General features: G+C 36.0%; 14 protein-coding genes. 10 read left to right on the top strand and 4 right to left on the bottom strand.

What is annotated here, in order from left to right; translation table 11 throughout:
• The first annotated feature begins 247 nt into the window (after positions 1-247).
• A complete protein-coding gene (locus tag KMW28_RS22175) occupies positions 248-2,473 on the top strand; it encodes a glycoside hydrolase family 3 C-terminal domain-containing protein (protein ID WP_205958108.1) in 2,226 nt (741 codons plus the stop codon).
• 85 nt (positions 2,474-2,558) lie between these two features.
• Here the strand turns inward: KMW28_RS22175 and KMW28_RS22170 are convergent, their stop codons facing one another.
• Both KMW28_RS22170 and KMW28_RS22165 read right to left on the bottom strand, forming a co-directional pair.
• Complete coding sequence (locus KMW28_RS22170; RefSeq protein ID WP_169662193.1) at positions 2,559-3,023, bottom strand: hypothetical protein; 465 nt, start codon at positions 3,021-3,023, stop codon at positions 2,559-2,561.
• 96 nt (positions 3,024-3,119) lie between these two features.
• Complete coding sequence (locus KMW28_RS22165) at positions 3,120-3,377, bottom strand: hypothetical protein (protein ID WP_169662194.1); 258 nt, start codon at positions 3,375-3,377, stop codon at positions 3,120-3,122.
• A gap of 279 nt (positions 3,378-3,656) precedes the next feature.
• Here KMW28_RS22165 and KMW28_RS22160 point away from each other — a divergent pair, with 279 nt between their 5' ends.
• Entirely contained in the window at positions 3,657-4,160 is a 504-nt protein-coding gene (locus tag KMW28_RS22160; protein WP_169662195.1) for a DinB family protein, read from the top strand.
• Between the two features lie 81 nt (positions 4,161-4,241).
• Here KMW28_RS22160 and KMW28_RS22155 read toward each other — a convergent pair whose 3' ends face one another.
• Positions 4,242-4,670, bottom strand: coding sequence for a LexA family protein (locus KMW28_RS22155; protein ID WP_066216632.1), 429 nt, complete (start codon positions 4,668-4,670; stop codon positions 4,242-4,244).
• Between the two features lie 155 nt (positions 4,671-4,825).
• Positions 4,826-5,428, bottom strand: coding sequence for a hypothetical protein (locus KMW28_RS22150; RefSeq protein WP_169662196.1), 603 nt, complete (start codon positions 5,426-5,428; stop codon positions 4,826-4,828).
• Positions 5,429-5,949: 521 nt separating this feature from the next.
• Here KMW28_RS22150 and KMW28_RS22145 point away from each other — a divergent pair.
• The 8 genes from KMW28_RS22145 to KMW28_RS22110 all read left to right on the top strand — a co-directional run bounded on the left by KMW28_RS22145 (position 5,950) and on the right by KMW28_RS22110 (position 25,364).
• Positions 5,950-6,492: a hypothetical protein gene (locus tag KMW28_RS22145; protein ID WP_158297961.1), complete on the top strand. Its 543-nt coding sequence runs from the start codon at positions 5,950-5,952 to the stop codon at positions 6,490-6,492.
• Positions 6,493-6,778: 286 nt separating this feature from the next.
• Complete coding sequence (locus tag KMW28_RS22140; protein ID WP_169055556.1) at positions 6,779-7,357, top strand: hypothetical protein; 579 nt, start codon at positions 6,779-6,781, stop codon at positions 7,355-7,357.
• 100 nt (positions 7,358-7,457) lie between these two features.
• Positions 7,458-7,892: a hypothetical protein gene (locus KMW28_RS22135; RefSeq protein WP_169662197.1), complete on the top strand. Its 435-nt coding sequence runs from the start codon at positions 7,458-7,460 to the stop codon at positions 7,890-7,892.
• A gap of 11 nt (positions 7,893-7,903) precedes the next feature.
• Entirely contained in the window at positions 7,904-8,401 is a 498-nt protein-coding gene (locus KMW28_RS22130; RefSeq protein ID WP_169662198.1) for a GNAT family N-acetyltransferase, read from the top strand.
• Between the two features lie 86 nt (positions 8,402-8,487).
• Positions 8,488-10,053, top strand: a complete 1,566-nt coding sequence (locus KMW28_RS22125; protein WP_169662199.1) for a tail fiber domain-containing protein — start codon at positions 8,488-8,490, stop codon at positions 10,051-10,053.
• A 752-nt stretch (positions 10,054-10,805) separates the two neighbouring features.
• Positions 10,806-16,817, top strand: coding sequence for an Ig-like domain-containing protein (locus KMW28_RS22120; RefSeq protein WP_169662200.1), 6,012 nt, complete (start codon positions 10,806-10,808; stop codon positions 16,815-16,817).
• A 245-nt stretch (positions 16,818-17,062) separates the two neighbouring features.
• Positions 17,063-18,751, top strand: coding sequence for an AAA family ATPase (locus KMW28_RS22115; RefSeq protein ID WP_169662201.1), 1,689 nt, complete (start codon positions 17,063-17,065; stop codon positions 18,749-18,751).
• 628 nt (positions 18,752-19,379) lie between these two features.
• Positions 19,380-25,364, top strand: coding sequence for an Ig-like domain-containing protein (locus KMW28_RS22110; protein ID WP_169662202.1), 5,985 nt, complete (start codon positions 19,380-19,382; stop codon positions 25,362-25,364).
• Positions 25,365-25,530: the final 166 nt, after the last annotated feature.

The raw sequence follows: 25,530 nt of genomic DNA, 5'->3' as shown, positions 1-25,530 counted from the left end.
GATTAAAATAGTAATTGATTAGGTAGTAAAGATATGAGATAGTTGAAAAGAAAGGGACATATTGTTCCTTTCTTTTTTTTATGCTCGCTTGTTAAATCCCCTTTTTAAGGGAGTTATCGACTAAAAATGACTAGACATAAACTTTACAGAACTAAAAAGTACGCTTTCTTCCCCTGTTCACTCATCAAAATGTTTTTAATTTCAATAATTAAGAAATGAATTATGTGAGATTACAATCTTTATTCTGATGAAAACAAACTTTTTAAATCAATTAAAAAAGCATCAATACTTATTTTGGCTTATCTTTTTGATGCATTCTTTATCCGTTTCTGGGCAAGAATCTGATGTTGATTTTTCATTTTACAATACGTCCTTAAGTATTTCGGAGCGATCAGAAATTTTGGTGAATCAGATGACTATTGATGAAAAAATCCATCAGTTAGTCAATTCTGCACCGGCGATTCCTAGGTTAAATGTTCCGTCCTACGATTGGTGGAATGAAGCTTTACATGGAGTAGCGAGAAATGGAAAAGCCACAATATTTCCTCAAAGTATAGCACTTGCAGCTACTTTTGATGCCGCCTTAGCTTTAAAGGTAGCCGATGCGATTTCTTCAGAAGCATTAGCGAAATATCATATTTCTCAATCTGTAGGTAACCATTCTAAATATGCAGGGTTAACCTTTTGGACACCCAACGTAAATATTTTTAGAGATCCGAGATGGGGTAGAGGACAAGAAACTTATGGAGAAGATCCGTATTTAACCTCTGTTATGGGAGTAGCTTTCGTGAAAGGCTTACAAGGAAGTGATCCTAACTATTTAAAGACAGCAGCTTGTGCTAAACATTTTGCGGTACATTCTGGTCCTGAATCTTTAAGGCATGAATTTGATGCTACACCTACACAAAAAGATTTATACGAGACCTATTTACCTGCTTTTGAAGCTTTAGTGGTTGATGCAAAGGTAGAAGGTGTTATGGGAGCCTATAATGCTGTATTTGGAAAACCATCGACAGCAAGCCCTTTTTTATTGCAGACCTTACTTCGTGAGCAATGGGGATTTGATGGGTATGTTACTTCCGACTGTGGTGCCATCTACAGTATATCGTCTAAGTTTAAATTTGCCGATAGTCCAGCAGCTGGTGCAGCGGCGGCTTTAAAAGCAGGTACTGACTTAAATTGTGGTAAAACCTATTTACAACTATCTGCTGCCTTAGAGCAAAACTTAATTACCGAGGAGGTGATTCACGAACGCACTGTTCAACTATTTAAAACAAGGTTCCGATTAGGAATGTTCGATGGAGATAAAAAGCACATCTATTCGGAAATGTCACCAGAGATGATCCATAACGACGAACATGTTGCCTTGGCTAGAGAAGTGGCTCAGAAGTCGATTGTATTACTAAAGAATAAAGACAATATACTGCCATTATCAGAAGATATTAAAGTACCTTATGTAACAGGTCCATTCGCCAATTCAGTAGATATGCTGATGGGTAGTTACTATGGGATTAGCCCCAATATGGTCACTATTTTAGAAGGTATTGCCGATGCTGTGCCTTTGGGAACCTCTTTAAATTACAGAAGTGGTGCCTTGCCGTTTCATGATAACATCAACTCTAAAAACTGGGCTCCATTTGTCTCTGGAGAGTCGGATGTGACTATTTGTGTGGTAGGTATTACTGCAGATATGGAAGGAGAGGAAGTGGATGCTATAGCCTCTCAAGATACTGGAGATAGAGTAGAGTTGTCATTACCACAGAACCAAATCAATTATGTAAAAGAGTTGGCTAAACATAAAAAAGGTCCATTGGTATTAATTGTCGCTTCAGGTTCACCTGTAACATTAGAAGAAGTAGAAGAGCATTGCGATGCTATTTTACATATTTGGTATCCTGGCGAACAAGGTGGAAATGCAGTCGCTGATATTCTTTTTGGTAAAGTATCACCTTCAGGAAAACTACCTATCACCTTCCCAAAAAATGTAGATCAATTACCTCCTTTCGAGGATTATTCCATGAAAGGAAGAACGTATAAATTCATGGAGGAAGATCCACAGTATCCTTTTGGTTTTGGTTTATCTTATGCTTCTTTCAATTATCATCATCTGAATTTATCAAAGACCAAATTGAAAAAAGAGGAAGATATAGAGGTTTCTTTACAGATAACAAATCAAAGTGATATAGCCTCTGATGATGTCGTTCAACTGTATTTAATTCCTCAAGATATTTCATTACCTGATACACCGAAATATATATTGAAACGTTTTAAGAGAATTGCTGTAGCACCTCATGAAACTGTTGATATATCTTTTAATTTATCATCAGAAGACTTTAAATTATTTGATGAAAATGGTAAGAAAGTGAGAGTGAAAGGCAATTATAAAGTAGTGGTAGGAAATGCACTACCCTCTTCTCGAAGTGTAGCTTTGGGGGCTTCTGAATTTGTAGAATCAGTAGTTACATTAAAATAGATAATTACATACCAATTCTTGATAAACAAAAAAGTCTGTCTAAGTGTATGCTTAGCAGACTTTTCATTTAAAATCTATTTTCATTTTATTTCAAACGTTTCACATCTTCATCCGTTATCACCAAGTTCCATTTATCTGAGTTTTTATCTTTTTCGTACGTTCTAATATCAAGTGTTTCTCCACTATTGTTATAATAAACGCCTTGTAACTTCAGTTTATCATTTATAATAAAATAGACGTTGGTTAACTCTCTAGTGATTTCATAATTCATCACTTCCATGGTCTTAAAATTGTTATCAAGATAAAGTTCTATTTCACCTGTATGATAATTATAAAGGTAATCTGTTTTACCTTCCTTGTTGTATCCCATAAACTTTTCTAAAATAGCAATAGACTCCTCATAATTGTATTTCTGACCTGTTAAGCCTTGCAGCTTCTTCTGGGAAATATCTTTTTTCTTCACTGCTTTTTGTTCGTGGTTAAAAACACCAATTTGTGCAAATATTGAAGTAGATAGAAATAGAATAAAGAGGGTAAGAATGGTTTTCATAGTTTATTTCTTTGACCTATAACCAATATACATAATTTAAATGAGCTTTTTACATAAAAAAAACATCCCACGGTAATGGAATGTTTTGTTCTCTCTTTAAGCGTCAGCTTTTTTACGACGTCTTTTAGGTTGGCTCTCTAGGATTTCTTCAATCTGAGAGTTCATTTCTTCGAAGGTGATTATTTGCTCAATAGCACCTCCTTCTGGTAGAGGTTCACCTACGTCATACCTAAACGTACTTAAACGAGAACAAATTTTACCGTTCGTGGAAGCTAAATACTGTCTGCTAGCATTTAATTCTGATTGATGATCAAACAACAACACGTAGTTTTTTTGGTTAATAGTAATTTCCATAATGAGAGTTTTATTTAATATATGGGTGTGAAAAGATGATGTAAACTGTTTTTGAACGAAGTCATCTTAATACTTCAGAATTACAAATTAACGGTATTTTTCGCCCTATCATAACATTTGATGTTAATAAATTCATTGTAAACCAGTTAGTTAGGTGTTTTTGTTTAAATGAATTTAAAATGATTAAATAATTATATTTAATCATTAGAAAAAACTATTTTCGCACATCGCCTAACTACAAGCGATTTTTTTTTCGAATTCAAGTTAAAAATGAAATAAATGACAGAATTACCTTATCAATCTATACCACCTCTACCAGAAGAGATAAACAGTACCAATATCATTAGCAGAATGATCGATGGCTTAGGCTTTAGATATTATTGGGGTACTGAAGGTTTAAGAACTGAAGATATTGACTTTCGTCCAGAAAAAGACAGTAGAAACACCTTAGAGTTATTAGGTCATATTTATGACTTGGCTTTTGCCGCCAATAAAGTATTAGGTGGAAACGCTACAAAAAAAGACCTTTCTTCTTATATCGAATTAAGAAAAGAGACCTTGATACTTTATAAAGACTTAAGCGATCGTCTAAGAGAAATGCCCGACGAAGATCTCGAAAATTATAATTATATGGGATCGGCACAGAGCTTTCCTTTTTGGTATTTACTTAACGGACAAATTGCTGATGCATTGACGCATGTTGGTCAGATTGTAAGCTGGAGACGTATCTCCGGTAATCCTCAACCTAAAGGAGTGAATGTCTTTTTAGGAAGAAAAAGTTAATTGACTTGTAGGGACGTTGCACTACCTCATCCGTGATATTCGGTGAGTGCAATGTCCCTATAAGTCAAAAATACTTACTCCTTATTTAGGTATCGACGGAGAAAATGAGACAATAGCGTGAGTCACCTTTCCCCATACTTTTACTGTTTCTTTGGAGAATTGCCTGGGCGTTACCCAGAAGCCTTCGTGCCCCATTCTTAGTACTCTAAATTCATTTTTATACCATCCAATAAAGAAGTCGTGAGGACTTAGGTGGGCTCCTTTAGATACCACAATAAAATCTCCCTGAAAAAAACGCCATTCCTGTATCGTTTTTTCCATTTTACAAAAGAATGTATTGTAACCTCTGTCTATAATATCGTCAGCAGAAATATCACTTTTAGCGTATTCTTGTGCAGGACTTGGAAAACCACTAGCATTAAAATACTCTTCTGTAAAACCTTTTTTTACTCCTCTGTCTACATCAAATTGTTCAAACCCCTCATCTGAGGAAATATCAAAGTTATTCATTTTTTAAGATCTAAATACTACATATTATGCCTTCAAGTAATATGGACCTTCGGGGAAAAGAATAGAAAATAATGCACTATACCTTATTGCATTATGTTTATATATGACAAATATATAAACAATTGATAAAATAATAAACAATTTAATGTTAATATTTAGATCGTGTAATTTTTTTCAGAAGATGAGGTAGAAGGAACGTTATCAGCTTCTACTACAGATGCTTGAGATTTATTTTTATGATTCTTGATATGCACCTTATATTCTTTTTTGAATGTTCGCCATTCTTTACCGTTCATCACATACTTCTTATCGACTCCTTTGTCTCTTTTTAACGCCTGAAGCGTAGGGAGAGGAGCAACAATCAAGAAATAAGGATTTAATAAACTAAGCGACCAAGCTGAAGCGGCGAATAAACTAGACATACGTGCATTTCTATATCGTTTTGTATGGGCATAATACAATGCATCCTCTGGAATATCAGAAGTATTGGTTGAGCTACCGTAAATTTTTTGAACGCGTTCTAAAGCATAAACAGTCTGTACTTTAACACTATCAAAATCCTGAATTTCCATTTTCTTTTTGACCTTACGGATAGGTAAAGTAGTCGTTTCTCCACTTTTATGATAGAAGGTGACATTATCTAAAGAGTTCGGAGCTTTAATGGAAGAGGCGACTGCTTGAACAACAATAACTAACTGAGCATGTGAAGCAGAAGCATAAATAAATAGCAATGAGAATAGTAAAAGTATTTTTTTCATAATTGATAAAAGCAGATTGATTCATATACTTATTTCAACTAGAAGAAGAGATCACTTTATTTTTTGATAACGAATGTTATTGTTTGAATAAATAAGCTATGACCAAATGTTTATTGTATATAAATAAGGAGAAATATAAAATATTGAAGATGATATGTATTTGTTACATGCAATATTAAATGAAGGAAAAGAAGTTTTTGATTTAAAAAGGAGGAAACTCTTTCAAATTCTAGTAGAGGTAAAGACGTGTGTTTTTTATATTAAATAAAAAACCCCTTCATTTAAAATAAATGAAGGGGAGTCAATGTTTTATAGATACTTAATATCTATGATTCTTTACCCAATACAAATATATAGAAAAAGACTTTGTTAATGTGTCAATAAAATTTAATAGAGTGATGAGTTGTAAAATAACATTGTGCGATTTAAAGAATTTGGTTAATATTTAACAGTTATTAATAATGTCGGATTTGAAGTAAAATAAAAAGGTTGCTATTTGTATAAATAATTACGCTGTAACGATGAAAAAATTTCTTTACTTAATAACCCTATTAATGATCTTCAGCAGTTGTGGATACAAAACCACCTATGTAGATTATCATAAGCCCAAAACTGTAAAATGGTTGAAATCGGGTAAGATCAAATATGCCAATACAAAACAAACAAAAAAGGGCAGAGAAAGAGTAGCCTTAGAAAATCAGAAAAGAAAGGAGCAGGAAATATTGACTAAAATGAAGGAAAACAATATCCCTAGGCAACCTATCATTATTCAGATTAAAGGTACTGGTATGGTAGATTACTTTACGGGGAACAGTTTTCAGATTGCGGAATACAAAGGACGATTAAAGTTAGAAAATAGAAGGTATGTCATTTACCCTGAAATAGAAGTAGACTTTCAACCTTTAAAATCAGCTCATCCTGCAGTGTATGCAGATTTATCTACAGCAGATCAGGAAACTTGGACAAAACTTATAATTGATGCAGGCTTTAGATTAACTAAAATTTCTCATAAAGAGTTAGAATTCAAACTACCTAACACGGATATAAGTGGTAGTACGAAGTAGTGGTAGTGAAGGCTAAAAATAAGATGAAATTAACTAAGTGAAAAAGTATTGAACCAAGTAGATTATATATAGTTGACAATTGTAAATTTTTTAATCTTAGGATTTAACTTTTGATGTACTGTAAATCAGTGAAACAAACGAAATAGCTAAAAAATTAAATTAAATAAGAATCGATTGGCGATTTTAGGGAAAAGAAAACATCATCAAAAACTTTTGGTTATTTTATGTAGTGTGTCTGTCATCAAAAGGCAGCAAACCTATAAAACCTGAAAACTACTTGTTATCTATGATCAAAAGTAAATACTCTAATCTGTGGACTGCCGAACGTATGATGAAAGCCTCAGAAAATCTAAATCAAATAATGCAAAAGACATGGTATTGTGTGGGTAGTAGCGATAGAAAGCAAACTAATACAGAAGTGTTTTGGGAAAGTAACGATTGGGTAGAAGGTAAAAGCTATAAATTTAAGAATCATACAGTTACTAAAACCGTAGGAAAAGGAAAACCACAAATTACGAGTGCTTGGAAAGGGTATCATCATCAGGAAAAATATTTTGCGATACGTCCGGCAACAAAATTTTTAGATTTAGTTCAAGTCGATCTACCATTTAAAATAATCACCCAATGGATGAGTTTTCCTAATCAAGAAATGGATCAACTCTTTTGGACATATACGAGTAATTTATTGGGAAATGAGGTCGTTTTTGTTTTTGCCTTAACACCTCATGTGTCTGATAAAGAATTGAATAGGGAATTTAAGCGTCTTAGAGAAGAACATAATGTACAAGACACAATGTATAAGATACCTTGGGATAAAAAATATAAATTGGGGAGTACTGGAGAGATGTTTATTAATGCATATTAAAAATTCAGAGGAGTAAATCCTTCTTTTTATAAAAAAACGATGTATTATTGTAATACAATTAATAGATGCGATTTACACTATCATAACTTTAAGACTTTAAATGCTTTTACTCCAAGGTCTAAACCCAATACAAGAGAATAACCCTATGCATTGGGTAATCATTCTATTGTTAATCATCTTAATGGTGGTTTTTAAAGTTTGGATAAACAAACGCCGAAAACAAGAGGTGGAGATTGTTAAAGAAAGTACAAATAGTAACGATCTCATAGAGTTTCAAGCTCTATCAGAAATTGAAAAGGTATCTTTTATCATCAATAAAGATGTAGATTCTATTCCAAGTGATAAACTAGAACCTATAAAAAAAGAAATCAGCAAATATGCTATTTACTGGGATAATCTTAATCAGATGCAAGAAACCCAAGATAAATACGGTCGATTGGCTCCTGCATTGTTGAATGAACACAAAGAAAAAGCTAAATTACAGATGGAATCAATAAAACTGAATCTCCAAAACCTATTAAAAACTATAACATAACAACTATAACTATGAGACAAATTTCTTTTAAACGACTTCAATTAGAGGATCTTTCGGTAGTGAAAGACATCTATAATTATTATGTAAATCATTCAACAGCCACTTTTCATACTGAAGATTTAAAAGAAGAGGATTTACAGACTTTCTTACCCATTGATAATGATCGATACCCTTCTTATTTAATTTGGGAAAATGATGTAGTGGTCGGTTACATGTACCTCAACTTTTTTAAACCGAGGGCAGCCTATGATAGAACCTCTGAATTAACCGTGTATTTAAAAAAAGAGGCATGGGGAAAAGGAATTGGTCAGTATGCCCTAGAATTCTTAGAAAACAAGGCAAAAGAAGGTGGAATAATTAAAGTGTTGATGGCCGTAATTACGGGTAATAACATAGGAAGCATTCGATTATTTGAAAAGCATGGCTACGAAAAATCAGCACACTTAAAACAAGTAGGAGAAAAGTTTGGGAAAATCCTTGATGTGGTGATCTACCAAAAAAACATCTAAAAAAATATACTTTTGGTAGAATTATATCTAAATTAAGGGACTGTTACTTAAAAGATTGATTCTTAAAATTGAATATTAACCCAAATATGTTAAATAATAAACTATTAGGCTTCTTATTCATCTGCTTGATGGTATTTGAGGTAAAAGCACAAACGGTTGAATATAGCGGGCAAATCATAGAAAAAGGGAAGAAAGTAAATGGACAACGTGATTTTTATTTTGCTATAGGTAGTATTTGGTCTGAGGAGCATAAAGATGTAAATATTGATGATGGAAAATTTCATATCAACTTAGGGGAAGAAAATCCACTTTATGAACATTTTTTTGATGCAAATAATGAAGCAAAACTTTATGTTTCTGTGAATGGTATTGCATTGGAGTTGATCACTATAAAACTACCAAAAGCAAAAAGTATAAAGAAGACCTACAAACGTCCTTTATTGGCCAATTCGACAGATAACCGCTTGCAGATGTTTTCAGAAGATGGTTTACAAAAAGTTGACTTAAAGGTGAATGCGAATAACCATGGTCAATTGTATTTGTACGATAGTTTAGGAAAAAGAAAAGCATGGTTAGCACCTTTTGGTGTGGAAGGAAAAACCGGTGGTCTATTATCTCTTTACGGTGATCATGGCGGATGGGTAGGTACCGGTTTTAAAGTTTGGGAAGAAAAAAGCTTGCCCTTCTTTCATCTGGAAGGCTATAAAATGAAAAATACTCCACTTGTGGCCATGGAGACTTATGAATATCAGGAAGAGAGTAACCCCGTAGAGTTTGGTGTAGGTCATTTCTTAAACAGCGACAATATTCAAAATTCAAGAATTGAAGCGTATGGTTTCTGGCATACCTCAAAGAATGGTACTGTGGCAGGGATTAACACTAAAGATTGGGACAATAATTTTCCTCAAATCCATTTAAATGCTACAGACTACTTTGATAATAGTCAGTTATTTACAGCAGAGATTATTACGCACAAAGATGTAGAAATGGGAAATCTGTACATGAAAAATGGTACAGAAGAAAAGACTGTAGTCATCAACCCTCAGAATTTCTACATTAACGATACAGAAAACGGATACAACACCTTTATTAATAGTTCATCGTTTAAAGTGGGTAAAAACGATTATGGTAAGTTGGGGGAATTAAATATTGTAAAAGGAAATAATGGAGGTGAGTTTGCACAATTGATATTAAGATCAGAAAGTGGGGGAGAACTAAAATTAGATCATTATTCTGACTTTTCATTGATAGATTCAGATATTCGATACAAAAGAGATATTCAACCCTTGTCCTCATCATTAGAAAAAGTAATGCAGTTAAATGGGGTATCTTATCATTATAGAGTAAACGATTTTCCTAAAAAATCCTTTAGTTCAGAGAGACAAATAGGCGTCATTGCACAAGAGGTAGAAAAAGTATATCCCGAGCTAGTTGTGGAAGATAATAAAGGTATGAAGTCTGTGCATTATGCTCAAACTGTAGCTGTGCTGATTGAAGCAATCAAAGAGCTAAATCAAAAAGTAGAAGCATTAGAAGAACAAAATGAGACACTTAAAGCAGAACTGCAGCAAAGCATGGAAAATAAGGAAGAATTAGAAACACTGAAATTACAACTTCAGGTAATTCAGAAATTAATTACAGATACTAAATGATATTGATTTTGTAAAAAATCATAGGGTATAAATGATGAAAAGGCATAGGTGAATCAATTATCTATGCCTTTTTTGGGCTTAACATTACCTAAACAATTAACAAATACCATTAATATATGACTAGACATGGGGTGCCGATTTATAATTTTTGTAAAATAAATTTCTCGACATTTTAGTTTTTTTTGACAAAAATGAAAAGGACTGTTTGTTTTGTCTATTTTTAGACTAAACAAAAAATAAAGGCACTCTATATAGTCGAAATGGTCGATTTTAAGCTTTGTTGTCTAGTGGTATACTATGTTTAAATTTCATTCTGTCAGACAAACAGGTTGCTTATAAGTGTCTAAAATACGTACAATACAGTTTTTGTCTAGTTAACGACATTGATTACAATAAGGCTAGTACTCAAATTTACCCCTGTAGATAAGCCGCTTAGGGTGTGTACACTTTTTTGTAAGTGATTGCGAACCCCACATGCCCCAAGCGGTTATTTACAACACAAATAACTAAAATGTACTGCCGGCAATAGTTTAGTTATTTGAAAATATATTCTGATAAGGATGTATATCGTTTTTGTTCTGGCTTACGCATAGGTCAGATTTTTATTAACAAGCTGAGTGTATACAACTCAAGCTAACATATTATGAGATAGTTACAGCTAGCTATCAGTGAACTATTATTTAAAACAAGTTGTATTGGGCAATCGATACAAACGAATCATTGTCTATACTTAACATGAAATGAATTTTACAATGAACTATTTTACCAAGTGTAAGAAGCATCTCGCTGTACTTGCCTTGCTTTCATGTACCTATGGAGTGCAAGCACAAGATGTGGATGTGGATGTAAACTTGAACATTGTTCACTCTGTGGATGGTGTTTCCGACTTCGGACGTGAACGTCACATGATTATTCACTCAACGCCAACGGATGCAGATTGGATTGGGGAAGAAGACAAAAGAGAGTATTTGATAAACGACTTAGATGTGTACTTCGGCCGTGACAACGGTTCTGCAACATGGAAGTTTAACAATACTCCACAAGATCCTAACAGACCAAACAAGCCAGATTTAGACTGGATGGTAGGCGAGGCAGATCGTCTAAAAAGAATCTACGACCAAGAGTATCTAGCACATCAATGGGAATACAAAGGCCCAATGATTATGGGTACAAACCCTCATTCTACTTATCCTACATTAAGCTGGCACGACGACGGTATTACGTGGACAGGTTGGCAACCAAAAGATGTGGAGACTTCTGCAGAGTGGGTAGTACAATACTTAGATAACTACTTTAAAGACAATCCTGGTCAATCGGGTGAGCCAATGCCAACCTACTGGGAAGTAGTGAACGAAATCGATATGGTAATGATGACAGGTCATATGTGTTGGACCAACCTAGATGACGTGTGGAAGTACCATAACTTAGTGGCTCAAAAAGTAAAAGAGAAATTAGGAGCAAGAGCACCAAAAATCGGTGGTTTAACTTGGGGTATGCACGATTTCCATATGTTGGATTGGACAAGCCGATACCCTGCATCGTTAGCTGAGTCTTGGGGAGTTCCTGCTGAAGCAGTTGCTGACCAATATGCTCAATACAGACAAAATGATTGGTATCAGTGGGACGTAATGTGGCAGGGATTCATCGATCACTGTGGTGATAACATGGACTACTATGCGGTACATATTTACGATTGGCCTTCATGGGAAACGCCATCTAGCCATATCCGTAGAGGTGGTCACACAGAAGCCATGTTGGATATCCTAGAATGGTACGATTACCATAAATTTGGAGAAAGAAAAGACATTGTGATGTCAGAATATGGTGCCGTTTCTGGTCACTATATCCATAACATGCCGGATGCAGATCCACACAGAAGAGACTGGGAAAACTTAAAGCCGTTCAACTCTATGTTGATGCAATTCTTAGAGCGTCCTTCTCATATTATTTTATCGATGCCGTTTACACCAACAAAAGCACACTGGGGTGACCACGTGAATGCTAATGGTGATATCACTTCGCGTTATCCATATAAAATGCTAGACGATATCGATGGTGATGGCGACTATGAGTGGACAGGTTTTGTTCGTTTCTTCGAATTATGGAGTGATGTAAAAGGTACTCGTGTAGATACAAAAACACACAACAAAGATGTACAGGTAGATGCTTATGTGGATGGTAATAAAGTGTACTTGATTCTGAATAACTTGAATCAAACACAAACGGCAGTAAACCTTAACTTCTTCGAAGATTATGCTAACAGAGTAACTGCAGTTAACACTAAGCAATTATACCTTGATTTAGGCCAAGGAGCATTTGGAGTTCCTCATATTGCTAGAGAAACTTTAGGAACAGCACCAGGAAAAGTAGTGTTGGAAGCAGATGCGACAATGGTATTAGAATATGTATTCGAAAGTGCTTTGGTATTGGATCAGACCAACAAAGAATACAAGTTCATGGGCGAAAAGTTAGGTACAGGATCAACTCCAACGGGAGGTGATAAAATTCACACAACTGTAGGTGATGGTACTTTAACAGCCAATGTAAATAACGTAACAGTTCCATCAGGAGCATTCGAAGCACAAATCAGAATCTCGGGAGATTTCTTCTCTTCTCACGTAGGTGTACCTGTAATCACGATCAACGGAAATACGGTAGATTATGATGGTAACGTTAGAGGTGATACAGAAAACGAAGGACATAACAAATGGTTCGGTGTTTTAGAAATCCCTTTCCCCTCAGAATACTTACAAGCAAACAATGTCATTACTTGTAAAGCAGGTAATGTAGTAGAATATGCAACGGTTCAGATTCAAGTATGGGATTATTCAAAAGCGCCAGGTAGAGGTGCTGCTGATGCCATTGCTTTAGAAGGTGTATCTATTGAAGGTACTCAAGAATTGATGTATGGAAAGACGTTAGGTTTAACAGCTAACTTCTCTCCAGCAAATGCAACAAACAAAAACTTAACTTGGACATCAAGTGATAACGGAGTAATTAAAGTAAACGAATTGGGTGTTGTTGAAGCAGTGGCAACCAATGGATCGGCAACGATTACTGCTACTTCAGAAGATGGTAGCCATGTAGCGACACACACTATTTCAGCCATTCCTTATGCTGATACACCAGTATCAAGTATTTCAATTGCAGAAGGCGGTACACTGGATGTGGATTTCTATGTAACTACTCCACTTACTTTAAATGTTCTTCCAGCGGATGCAACGAACAACCAACCGGTTTGGTCAAGTTCTAACGAGGAAGCGGTTACTGTTGATCCTGAAACAGGTAAAGTCAATGGTATTGCAATCGGAGAGTCTGCAGTGATTACAGCAACAATTAATGATAATGGCACAGTTTATACTGCTTCGACTACTGTAAACGTAGGAATTGTAGGTGAGGAAACAATCTATTGCGAGTCACTTCCTCAAGAGGTAACGGGTAATACAAACTATACATTTGATGTAAACGTGAACCTATTAGGTGCAAGAGATGTAGTGGTTGAGCTATTGAACGGAAGTACTGTTTTAGGTACAGGAACGACATCTGCAGATGTAAAAGGTAAGGAAACAGTATCGGTAGATGTAAACCTTGCATCTGTTCCTGCTGTAGGTCAATATACTTTAAGAGCAACTGCCGTTTCAGGTGGTCAGGTGATTACTCAATGTACTTCTTCTTTAACCATGTTGGATCAAATCAGACCATCTAGTATCTCCATCATCGATTGGTTGAGAGAAGTAGAAATTGGTCAGACACTTCCAGTGACAGCAGAAGTTTTACCATCAAATGCTTATAACAAAAACGTATTATGGACTTCTTCTAATCAAGGAGTGGCCAACGTAAACGGTGAGGGTACAGTAACAGGTCTTGGACTTGGTTCATCAGTCATTAGAGCGACTACTCAAGATGGAGGTTTAGTGGCAGAGGTTACTGTTCAAGTGAAATCACAAGTGGTTGTTCAACCTACTTCGATTACAATTCCTTCTGATGTAACAGTATTCCCTAACGGACAATTACAAATCAATCCAGTATTTGATCCAGTATGGACAACGGAGACAGATATCAATTGGTCATCAAGTAACTCTTTAGTTTCTGTAGATAACAATGGTTTAATAACTGCAGGTGGTACTGAAGGTACATTTACATTAACAGCAACATCAGCTTCTAACTCTAGTGTAGTGGCAACAAGTGCAGGTAATGTAGGAACAATATTGACAATTGAAGCAGAAGCATTCTCAAACATGGGTGGACCAACTGGAGAAATTGCTGTTTATGAATTAGCATCCGCTTCTAAAGGAAAAGCCATTAATAATGTTCAAGCAGGTGATTATGTAGAATACGAAGTGTTTGTACCTAAAGCAGGAGAGTACAAAGCAACTTTCTTTGCAGGAACAGGATTAGAAGACGGTGTTATTGAGATGTACGTGAATGGTGAAAGCAAAGGGTCTAAACAAGTTCCTATGAATGATTGGGACTCATTTAGTGCAGTTCAGTTAACTCAAAATGTAGCATTACCGGCAGGGAATGTAACGATTGGTGTGGTTGCTGCAGGTAGCTCACAATGGAACTGGAACTTGGATTATTATCAGTTAGCTTTCCAAGGAGAGATTACTTGTGATGATTTGACAGGTGTTTCTATTTCAGCATCAAATACATCAATTGCTCAAGGAGAATCAACAACATTTGCAGGTCAATTGTTACCAGTATCTGCTTGTTCTACGCCAATTACATGGTCATCGAGTAATTCAAATGTAGCTACAGTAGATAACAATGGTAAGGTAACTGGTGTTGGTATTGGTTCTGCAACAATCTATGCTCATGCAGGTAATTTTACCACTTCACAAGAAGTTGAAGTAAGAGCTGTGAATGTTACTGGAATAACAGTAGATCCTACTTCAGTAACAATGACAGCAGGAGCAGAGGCACAATTAAACGCAACTGTTTTACCAGTAAACGCATCGAATAAATCGGTAGTTTGGTCTACATCAGATGCTTCGGTAGCAACGGTATCAAGCAATGGTTTAGTAACGGCAGTTGCTGAAGGTTCTGCAGTAGTTACAGCTACTACGGTAGAAGGAACATTCTTCGCTTCATCAACAATTACTGTAAACAGTCAAGTAGATGATTCAGTTCAAGGAGTTTCTTTATCACCAACAACGGTAACATTGGATGAGAATCAAACGGCACAATTAACAGCAGATGTTATCCCATCGAATGCAGCCAACAAGAATGTAACGTTTGCATCAAATAATCCGACGGTAGCTACTGTATCTACTAATGGTTTAGTGACAGCATTGTCAGCAGGTAATGCAATTATTACGGTAACTACTCAAGAAGGTGGATTTACAGCAACATCATCAATCACAGTACGTGATAACGGAAACGGTGGTGGAGGAAATGGTGGTGACACTGATCCTCTAACGATCGAAGCTGAAGATTTCATCACGACAGGTGGTACTTATGATGATGGTAATGTTCCATTTGGTGTGAACAGAGTGGCTGGAATCGGTATCAACTGGGTGAACTCAGGCGATTATGTAGAATACACTGTAACAGGTAACGGTACATTTGATGTTGATTACTACATCTCTTCTCCAGAAAACAATGCGGCTATCGAAATTTTCGTAGATAACGTTTCTGCGGGAACAGACAATGTGCCAAATAATGGTCAGTGGGATGATTACCAAGTATTAAGATCGGCACATCAAGTAGTGTTAAGTGGTACGCATACCATTAAATTACAAGCGGTTGGATCGAATACATGGCAATGGAACTTAGACAAAGTGGTCTTAACTCCTCAAGAAGTGGAGGTTCCAGTAGCTGTAACAGGTGTGACATTGAACACGAATACAGTTACTTTAGATGAAGGATTGACGGATCAATTAACAGCTACTGTACTTCCGGTAGATGCTGCAGATAAATCTGTAGTTTGGACTTCATTAGATGCATCAGTTGCGATGGTAGATAACGGTTTGATTACTGCGGTTTCTGAAGGTGTAACTACTGTTAGAGTTACTACAAATGATGGTGGTTTCCAAGCAGAAGCTACAGTGACAGTCACTAAAGAACAAACAGGTGGTGGATATGCTCAGTTGATTATTGAGGCAGAAGATTTCATTTCAACTACAGGGTCGTATAACGATGGATTCGTTCCATTCGGTGTGAACAAAGTAGATGGCTTAGGTATCAACTGGGTCAACTCAGGTGATGAAGCTGAATACACTATCAATGTAACGACTGCAGGTGAATATAATATTGAATACTTGATCTCTACTCCAGAAAATAATGCCCAAATTCAGGTGCAAGTTGATGGAGTGGTGGTAACTACAGATGATGTTGCCAATAATGGTCAGTGGGATGCATATACTTCATTAAATGCTTCAGGAAGTGTAAACTTAGCGGTAGGAACACATACTGTGAAGTTCGTAGCAACAGGTAGCAATGCTTGGCAATGGAACTTAGATAAAGTCATCTTAACAACAGGTACTTCATCTCAAAGAACTATTGCTGCAGAAGTAGCAGGATCTCAAGCGAAAATGAATATCTATCCTAACCCTTCTTCGGAGGTAATTAACTTGGGTGGATTATCAAATGGTACTTACGTTGTAGGATTATACAATGTAAACGGCCAAGAGATTTATAACACTAAGATTGACTTCAGATATACACATCAATTTAATGTAAGTACATTACCAGCAGGTATCTACTTAATTAGAGTGATTGGTGAAGGAGTTGATTTAAAACAAAGAATTTCAGTGAAAAAATAAGCTGCTCTCTCTATAAATTTAGAACGGGTTCTCAGAAATGGGAACCCGTTTTTTTCTTTTTTACTTACTTATTGAGTATGCCCCCCCCATTGACGATCACAACTATATTCTAAAGTCATTGTTAATGAAATGATTTTATCTATTTATCAAAAAATGAATAGGGTAATTTAGATAAACGATTTTTTTAAATTCTTTAAGATCATACTATTCATTTCCCCAAAACAATAATTTAGTATCTTTACCACATGAAGAAATTTCCAATTGGCATATCAAATTTCAAGGAAGTAATACAAGACAACTTCTATTTTGTAGATAAATCATTATTTATTGAGGATGTTATAAATAGTAATGCAAAATCAATATTAACACCAAGACCACGTAGGTTTGGGAAAACTCTGAATATGTCAATGCTTCATGCTTTTTTTGATGTGAAAAATGCATCAGAAAATGCTTTACTCTTTGATAATTTAAAAATCAAAAAATCAGAAGCATGGAAGGCACAAGGTCAATACCCTGTAATCTTTCTATCATTAAAAGATATAAAGGAAAACACTTTCGAAGGTGCTATCTATAAAATATATAAATTATGTATCTCTTGGTTAAGGGATAATGAAGAATTATTAACGTCAGAAAAGTTAAGTGCATTTGAAAAATCGGATTTGAATGACTTAGTGAAAAGTGACTGGAAGGTTGAAGATTTAGGTGATTTTCTTAAAAATATATCCCGATTATTATTCAAATTATATGATAAAAAAGTCGTCATCTTAATAGATGAATATGATTCATGCATAATTAAGTCTTGGGAATCGGGTTATTATAATGATATGATTTCTTTTATGCGAGGATTTCTATCAGGTGGTTTTAAAGACAACAACTATCTATATAAAGGTGTAATCACTGGTATTTTGAGAGTGGCTAAGGAAAGTATATTCTCTGGCTTGAATAATTTAGTGGTGAGTACAGTCTTAGAAAACCAAAGTGCCGATAAATTTGGGTTAACGGAAGAAGAAGTTCAAAAATTATTAGAAGATTGTTCTATCAGTACATCATTTAAAGAAGTAAAGAAATGGTATAATGGTTATAAAATTGGTAAATATTCCGAAATGTATAACCCTTGGTCTATTATCAATTTTGCTGACAAACATGATGAAGGTTTTAAACCTTATTGGGTAAATACCTCAGCCAATGAATTGATCGTAGAATTACTGACCAATGCTAATGCTGATTTAGAAAAGAAACTCACAGGTTTTATTGATGGTCAGGTAATGGATTGTGAAATTGAAGAAACTATTATCTTTCAAGACCTAGAAAAAGGGAAAGCTGAAACAGTTTTAGGATTACTACTTTTTAATGGATATCTAACATCTACCTATAAAAAAACGGATGGTAGAAAAGTTATTTATGGATTAAAAGTACCCAATGAAGAGGTGCAAACAGTTTATGAAAGGTTACTAGAAAGATTATTGTCAAAATCAACAGTGGTTAGTGAAAGCACAATTCTAACTGCTTTGCTTGAACAGAACGCATTAGATTTTGAAACGGCATTATCAGAGTATTTCCTCTCCTCCTTTAGTTTCCATGATGTACAACACAGTGGGTCTCTTCCAGAAAAAGTATATCATGCATTTATTTTAGGCCTTATGGCTCATCTATCTTCAAAATTTATTGTGAAATCTAACCCTGAAACGGGTCTAGGTAGAGCAGATTTAATGATTTACCCAAAAGATCACAAAGACCAAAGAGGATGGATTCTTGAATTTAAGAAACTTAGACCTAGTTCTCCTTCCTTGCCGGAATTAGCAAAAGAGGCTCTAAAACAAATACACGATTCAAAATATATAACCACTTTAAAAGAAAACAACAAAACAGAAATTATGTTAGTAGGTGTAGCCTTTGACGGTAAAGAGGTGAGTTGTGTGACCGAGTTTTTATAGTGATTACAATTTTTCTAATTATTGGAGAGACTTCTTAATAGAAGCCCATAGAGAACTAATCACCAATTAAATTATTTACATGAATCTAATATACAAGTTGAAGCAAACTGATAATATAAATACCTACCTCATATGATTTATAAAATCCATATGAGGTATTTTTTTTACCCAAAATCCCACTATTAATTTTTTCTCAAATTTGAGTCATTATCTAGTTCCTTGTTTAGTGATTAACTCATTGATTTCTATCTATTTGATATCCATTCGACTATTGTAAGCCATTTTCATCTTCCATTGTACAGATCAAATTAAATTAAAGATGAGTGCCACTTTATAAGATTTAGTTATAGTCTAGTCTAAAATCTTCATGCCTAGAGAAAACATTCGAAAATTGGGAATGTACAAGATACACTTATAAAGTCTTGTACACCTTCCAATTATACTTAACTATGAAATGAATGTTTTACTAAATGATTTGAAATGCATGAATAACCAAGGATAGAACAGTGTTCTATCGCACCAGCTTAATTATCCAAGGGGGAATCATTCCCTTCCAAACTTTAGACGTCGCTCATAGCAACAAATCAAACTGAGCGATTTTTTGAAATGTTAATTTATTACTTTTAAAATGAACTATTTTACAATGTTCCGCAGAAGATTTTATCTCATTCTTCTGTTGGTTTCTTGTGTGTTCGCAACCAATGCACAAGACGTCAATGTAGACGTAAACTTGAACATCAAACACTCCGTAAATGGAGCCTCTGAATTTAACAGAGAAAATTACATGACACTTCACGCGACCGCTTTCGAAACAGATTGGGACGGTGAAGAAGACAAGTTGGATTATCTTTTGAATGACCTTGATACCTATTTTGGTCGTGATAACGGTTCTGCTACTTGGAAGTTCTCAGCAACAGAAGAAGATCCTAATCGTCCAAATTGGCCCTCAGAGGATCATATGGTTGAATTGGGAACTTGGTTAAGAGGTGAGTACGACAAGGACTTCAACTCTCACCAATTCGAAGCAAGATCGAAAGAAATGATTATGGGTACGAACCCTCACCCGACTTATCCAACGCTAAGCTGGAATGGTGATGGTAATACTTGGACAGGTTGGCAACCTTATGATGTTGATGTATCAGCAGAGTGGGTAGTAAACTATTTAGATTACTTTTTCCGTAAAGCGGATGGTTCTCCGGGTGAGCCACTGCCTTACTATTGGGAGGTAATTAACGAGCCGGATATGCCGATGATGACAGGTCATATGACGTGTACATCACAAGAAAAAATTTGGGAGTATCATAATCTTGTGGCTTTAGGTATCAGAGAGCGTTTTGGTGTAAATAACCCTAATCGCCCTAAGGTAGGTGGTATGACTTGGGGACTTCATGATTTCCATTTAGCAGATGGTATTTCTCGTTACGACGAAAATTACTTGGATCAATACTTAGATGGAGAAGGTTTAATTACTTACCACAACATGATGGATTCAGAAGCCAACGATTACAGAACAACTCCTTGGTATCAATGGGATGTAATGTGGCAGGGTTTTATGGATACTTGTGGTGAGAACATGGACTTCTATTCTATCCATATTTACGACTGGCCAGGTTGGGATTTAAATGGTGATGATAAGCCTTCGGCAACTAGAGCAGGTGGACATACAGAAGCCATGTTGGATATCTTGGAATGGTATGATTTATATAAAACAGGTACAAGAAAAGAAATGATTGTATCTGAATTTGGTGCTGTAAACGGTGGGTATAACACTCAAAATACACCAGGTAGATTTGATTCGAAAAGAATTGATTGGGAGTGTTTAAAGCCTTTCAACTCAATGTTCATGCAATTCTTGGAGCGTCCGGATTACATTACAAAATCGATGCCTTTTACACCTACAAAAGCGATTTGGGGTGATACGCCAGATCAAAACTTACGTTATCCATATGCGATGATGCAGCCGGATGCAAATGGTGTTTGGCAATGGTCGGAGTACATCAAATTCTTTGAGCTGTGGAGTAATGTAAAGGGAACAAGAATCGAGACAAAAGCTTCGAACCCTGATGTTCAGGTAAATGCTTACGCGGATGGAAATAAGTTGTATTTAATTTTGAATAACTTAGAGGACAACGAAAAGACGATCAACTTAGCGATGTATGATGATTTCGCTAACCCAGTACAGAATGTCATGATTAAGAACTTATATCTTGATATGAACAAAGGGACTGCAGGTCAACCTGCATTGGATGTGATTAATGTGAAAACGGCTCCAGGTTCAGTTAAATTATTGAACGATGCAACAATGGTATTGGAGTACACTTTTACCAACCCAGTGAACTTGAGCGAGACATTAAACGAAACGAAGTTTATGGGTGATAAAATCGGTGACGGTTTCCATCCATTCGGTAGCGAGTTGATTCATAAAAACAGTACTACATTAACGACTCAAGTAAACAATGTAGTGGTGCCAAGTGGTGCTTACGAAGCAACATTAAGAGTTTCTGGTGCGTTCTTCAAGGCGCATTTAAGCTCTGTAAAAGTATCAATAAACGGTGTTGAAATTCAGCACGATGGCAACTGGAGAGGTGCAATGGAAGATTTAAGAAACCAATGGTTAGGTGTACTTGAATTGGATATCCCTGCAGGTCTTTTACAAGCAAATAATACGATTGAGTGTCAATCAAATGCTCCGGTAGATTGGGCAACAACCCAAATCCAAGTATTTGATTTCTCAAAAGAGCCAGGTCGTAGTGGTGTCAATACAGTGGCATTAACTTCAGTATCATTAAGTGGTGATCAAGAATTAATGCAAGGTAAAGAAACTTCTTTAGCTACTACTTTCGCTCCAGAGAATGCGACGAATAAAGCGTTAACATGGACATCAAGTAATCCTTCTGTAGCAACAGTAGACGAATTTGGTGTAATTACAGCGGTAGCAACATCAGGTTCAGCAACAATTACAGCAACTAGTGCAGACGGTAGTGTATCAGCAGCACATACAATCAATGCTATTCCATTCTCTGCCACTCCAGTGGCATCGGTAAGTATTAACGAAGGTACTTCTGTAGATGCGGAGTTTTATGTATATACTCCATTAACGGTGACGATTACTCCTGAAGATGCAACAGATCAGGAAGTAGTTTGGTCAAGTTCAAATCCTGAAGCAGTAGCAGTAAATGCTTCTACTGGTAAAATTCAAGGTTTAATTATTGGTGAGTCTGCGGTGATTACAGCAACTGTAGGAGGAAAATCGACTTCGACGACTGTAAATGTAGGTATTGTTGGTGATGAAGAAATCTATTGTGATGCTTTACCATCAGAGGTAACAGGGAATACAAACTATACATTTGATGTATCTGTGAACTTATTAGGTTCTAGAGAAGTGAAAGTAGAATTATTATCAGGTGCAACGGTATTAGGTAGTGGTTCGACTGTAGCAGACGTGAAAGGTAAAGAGTTTATTTCTGTGGATTTAGCATTATCGAATGTTCCATCAATTGGTAATTATACATTAAGAGTAACAGCATTAAACGGTGGTCAGACAGTCGCTCAATGTACGTCGACTTTATCTATTTTAGATAGAATCAGACCATCAAGCATCACTTTAGTGGATTGGTTAAGAGAAGTGGAAGTAGGACAAACGTTACCTATTGCTGCTGAAGTATTACCTGTTGATGCCTACGATAAAACAGTACTTTGGACTTCGTCTAATCCTGCAGTTGCCTCTGTTTCAGTGGATGGTACAATTACAGGTGCTGCTTTAGGTTCTACAGTTATTAGAGGTACTTTACAAGATGGTGGTTTGTATCAAGAAGTAACAGTACAAGTGAAAAACCAAGTGGTAGTTCAGCCTACATCCATCCAAATTCCTTCTGATATTACCGTTTTCCCTGGAGGGAACTTCCAAGTTACTCCTGTTTTTGTTCCCGAATGGACAACAGAGAAAGATATCAATTGGTCTATTGATGGTTCAATTGCAAGTGTAGATGCTAATGGAGTGATTACAGCTACTACTACTCAAGGTACAGTCACTTTAACAGCTACTTCATCGACTAGTCCGGCTGTTTCTACGACGAGTGCTGTAACTGTAGGTACAACTTTAACGGTTGAAGCAGAATCGTTCTCGGCAATGGGTGGTGCAGTTGGTGAAATCGGAATTTATGATTTAGCCTCAGCTTCTAAAGGTCAGGCAATCAATAATGTTCAAGCAGGTGATTTTGTAGAGTTCGAAGTATTTGTACCTCAAGCAGGACAGTATAGAGCTACTTTCTTTGCTGGTACAGGTTTGGAAGACGGTGTTATTGAGATGTATGTAAACGGATCAAGTCAAGGTTCGAAACAAGTACCAATGAACGATTGGGATGCGTTTGCAGCGGTAACACTTGATCAAGATGTTACACTTCCACAAGGAACGGTAACTATTGGTTTAGTAGCATCAGGTACATCAGATTGGCAATGGAACATGGATTACTTCCAATTGGCATTCCAAGGAGGTGATTGTGGTGCAGTAACTGGAGTAACTATTAACGCTTCGTCAACGACAATTACTATTGGAAACAATTTAACATTAGGGGCTAATCTACAAACAGCGGGTGGTGCAATTCCATGTAATAACTCAATTGTTTGGACTTCTTCTAACACAAATGTGGCTACAGTAAATAATAGTGGACAAGTAACAGGTGTTGCAGCAGGTAATGTAACTATTACGGCTACGGCAAGTGGTTTTACAGCAACACAAAACTTAACTGTTCAAGAGGTATTAGTCACTGGAGTAGTAGTTTCTCCATCAGATGTACAACTTAATGTAGGTGGTAGCCAACAATTAACGGCTACAGTTGCTCCTACGAATGCTTCAAATAAATCGGTGGTATGGAGTTCTTCTAACCCTGCAGTCGCTACGGTATCAAACACTGGTCTTGTTTCTGCAGTTACCAATGGATCTGCTGTGATTTCAGCAACAACAGTTTCAGGTACTTTTGTAGCATCAGCGAATGTTGAAGTAAGTACAGTGATAACTGGTGTAACAGGAGTTTCGCTAAATACAACATCACTAAATCTAGTAGTTGGAAATACGGGTCAGTTAGTAGAAACAGTACTTCCTGCAAATGCGTCGAATAAAGCAGTAACTTGGTCATCTTCTAATACTTCTATCGCAACAGTAGCTAACGGTATTGTTACAGCTGTATCTCAAGGTGAAGCTACGATTACAGTAACTACTGAAGATGGAAATCACATAGCATCAGCAACAGTAAATGTAACTGAAGTGGGGGATCCTGAACAGTTGATTATTGAAGCAGAAGATTTTGTAGCTACCGGAGGTAATTACAACGACGGTTTCGTTCCTTTCGGCGCAAATAAAGTAGATGGATTAGGCATTAACTATGTCAATTCAGGTGATTATGTTGAATATACAGTCACTGGAAATGGTGTTTATGGAGTAGATTATTATATCTCAACTCCTTTGGATAATGCTGCTATCGAAATTCAATTAGATGGTCAGTCGATAGGATCTGATAATGTGCCTAACAATGGAGAATGGGATAACTATACTTTATTAACTTCTGCACATCAGTTGACATTATCGGGAACTCACACGATTCGTTTGGTGGCTTCAGGATCGAATGCTTGGCAATGGAACTTGGATAAGATTGTGCTGAATCCTGTTTCAGGTGGAGGAGATGTTAATGTAACAGGGGTAACACTATCAGCTACTTCTTTAACATTAGATCCATCTCAAACAGCTTCTTTAGTTGCAGATGTTCAGCCTGCAAATGCAACAAATCAATCGGTGACTTGGACTTCGGATAATACATCAGTGGCTACAGTAGACAATAATGGTTTAGTTACAGCTGTAAGTGCAGGTGCTACTACAATTACAGTGTCTACTGTGGATGGAAATTATCAAGCATCAGCTTCTGTAACTGTAAATGGAGGAAGTGCCACTTTAGTGATCGAAGCAGAAGATTTTGTATCAACAGGTGGTACGTATAACGATGGATTTGTTCCGTTCGGTGTAAATAAAGTAAATGATTTAGGAATTAACTGGGTGAACTCAGGTGATTATGCTGAATATACTGTAAATGTAGCAACGGCAGGAGTGTATGATATTAATTATATGATCTCTACGCCAACAGATAACGCTCAAATTCAAGTACTTGTTGATGGTAATGTAGTCACTACTGATAATGTACCAAATAACGGTCAGTGGGATGCATATACTTCATTAATGGCATCAAATACTGTGAATCTATCTGTAGGAACGCATACTGTTCGTTTCGTAGCATCAGGTTCGAATGCATGGCAATGGAACTTAGATAAAGTGATCTTATCAACAGGTTCTTCTTCTTCAAGACAAATTGGTCAAGAGTTAGTTGGTCCTAAGATGAATATCTATCCCAACCCATCTTCTGAGGTGATTAACCTAGGTGGTATTGCTAATGGAACGTATATGGTTGCATTGTATAATGTAAATGGTCAAGAAATCTATAACACGAAGATTGACTTTAGATATTCTCATCAATTCAATGTAAGTACGTTGCCAGCAGGTATCTACTTAATTAGAATTGTGGGTGAAGGTGTTGATTTAAAACAAAGAATTTCGGTGAAAAAATAAGCTGATATTTTGTAACACTCTAACGGGTCTTTGGAAACAGAGACCCGTTTTTTTATTGCTTCCAATCTACCCTAAAATGTAGCCTATTTCGGGTGTGTATTTTAATGTCTAATGTGGATAATCTGTAAAAATTGAGGATAAGTTTCTAATTAGAACCCAACTTTAA

Origin of the sequence: Flammeovirga yaeyamensis (assembly GCF_018736045.1) — a bacterium.
Taxonomy (GTDB): Bacteria; Bacteroidota; Bacteroidia; order Cytophagales; family Flammeovirgaceae; genus Flammeovirga; species Flammeovirga yaeyamensis.
The sequence above is the reverse complement of the archived record's forward strand: the minus strand, read 5'-3'. Positions and strand labels throughout refer to the sequence as shown.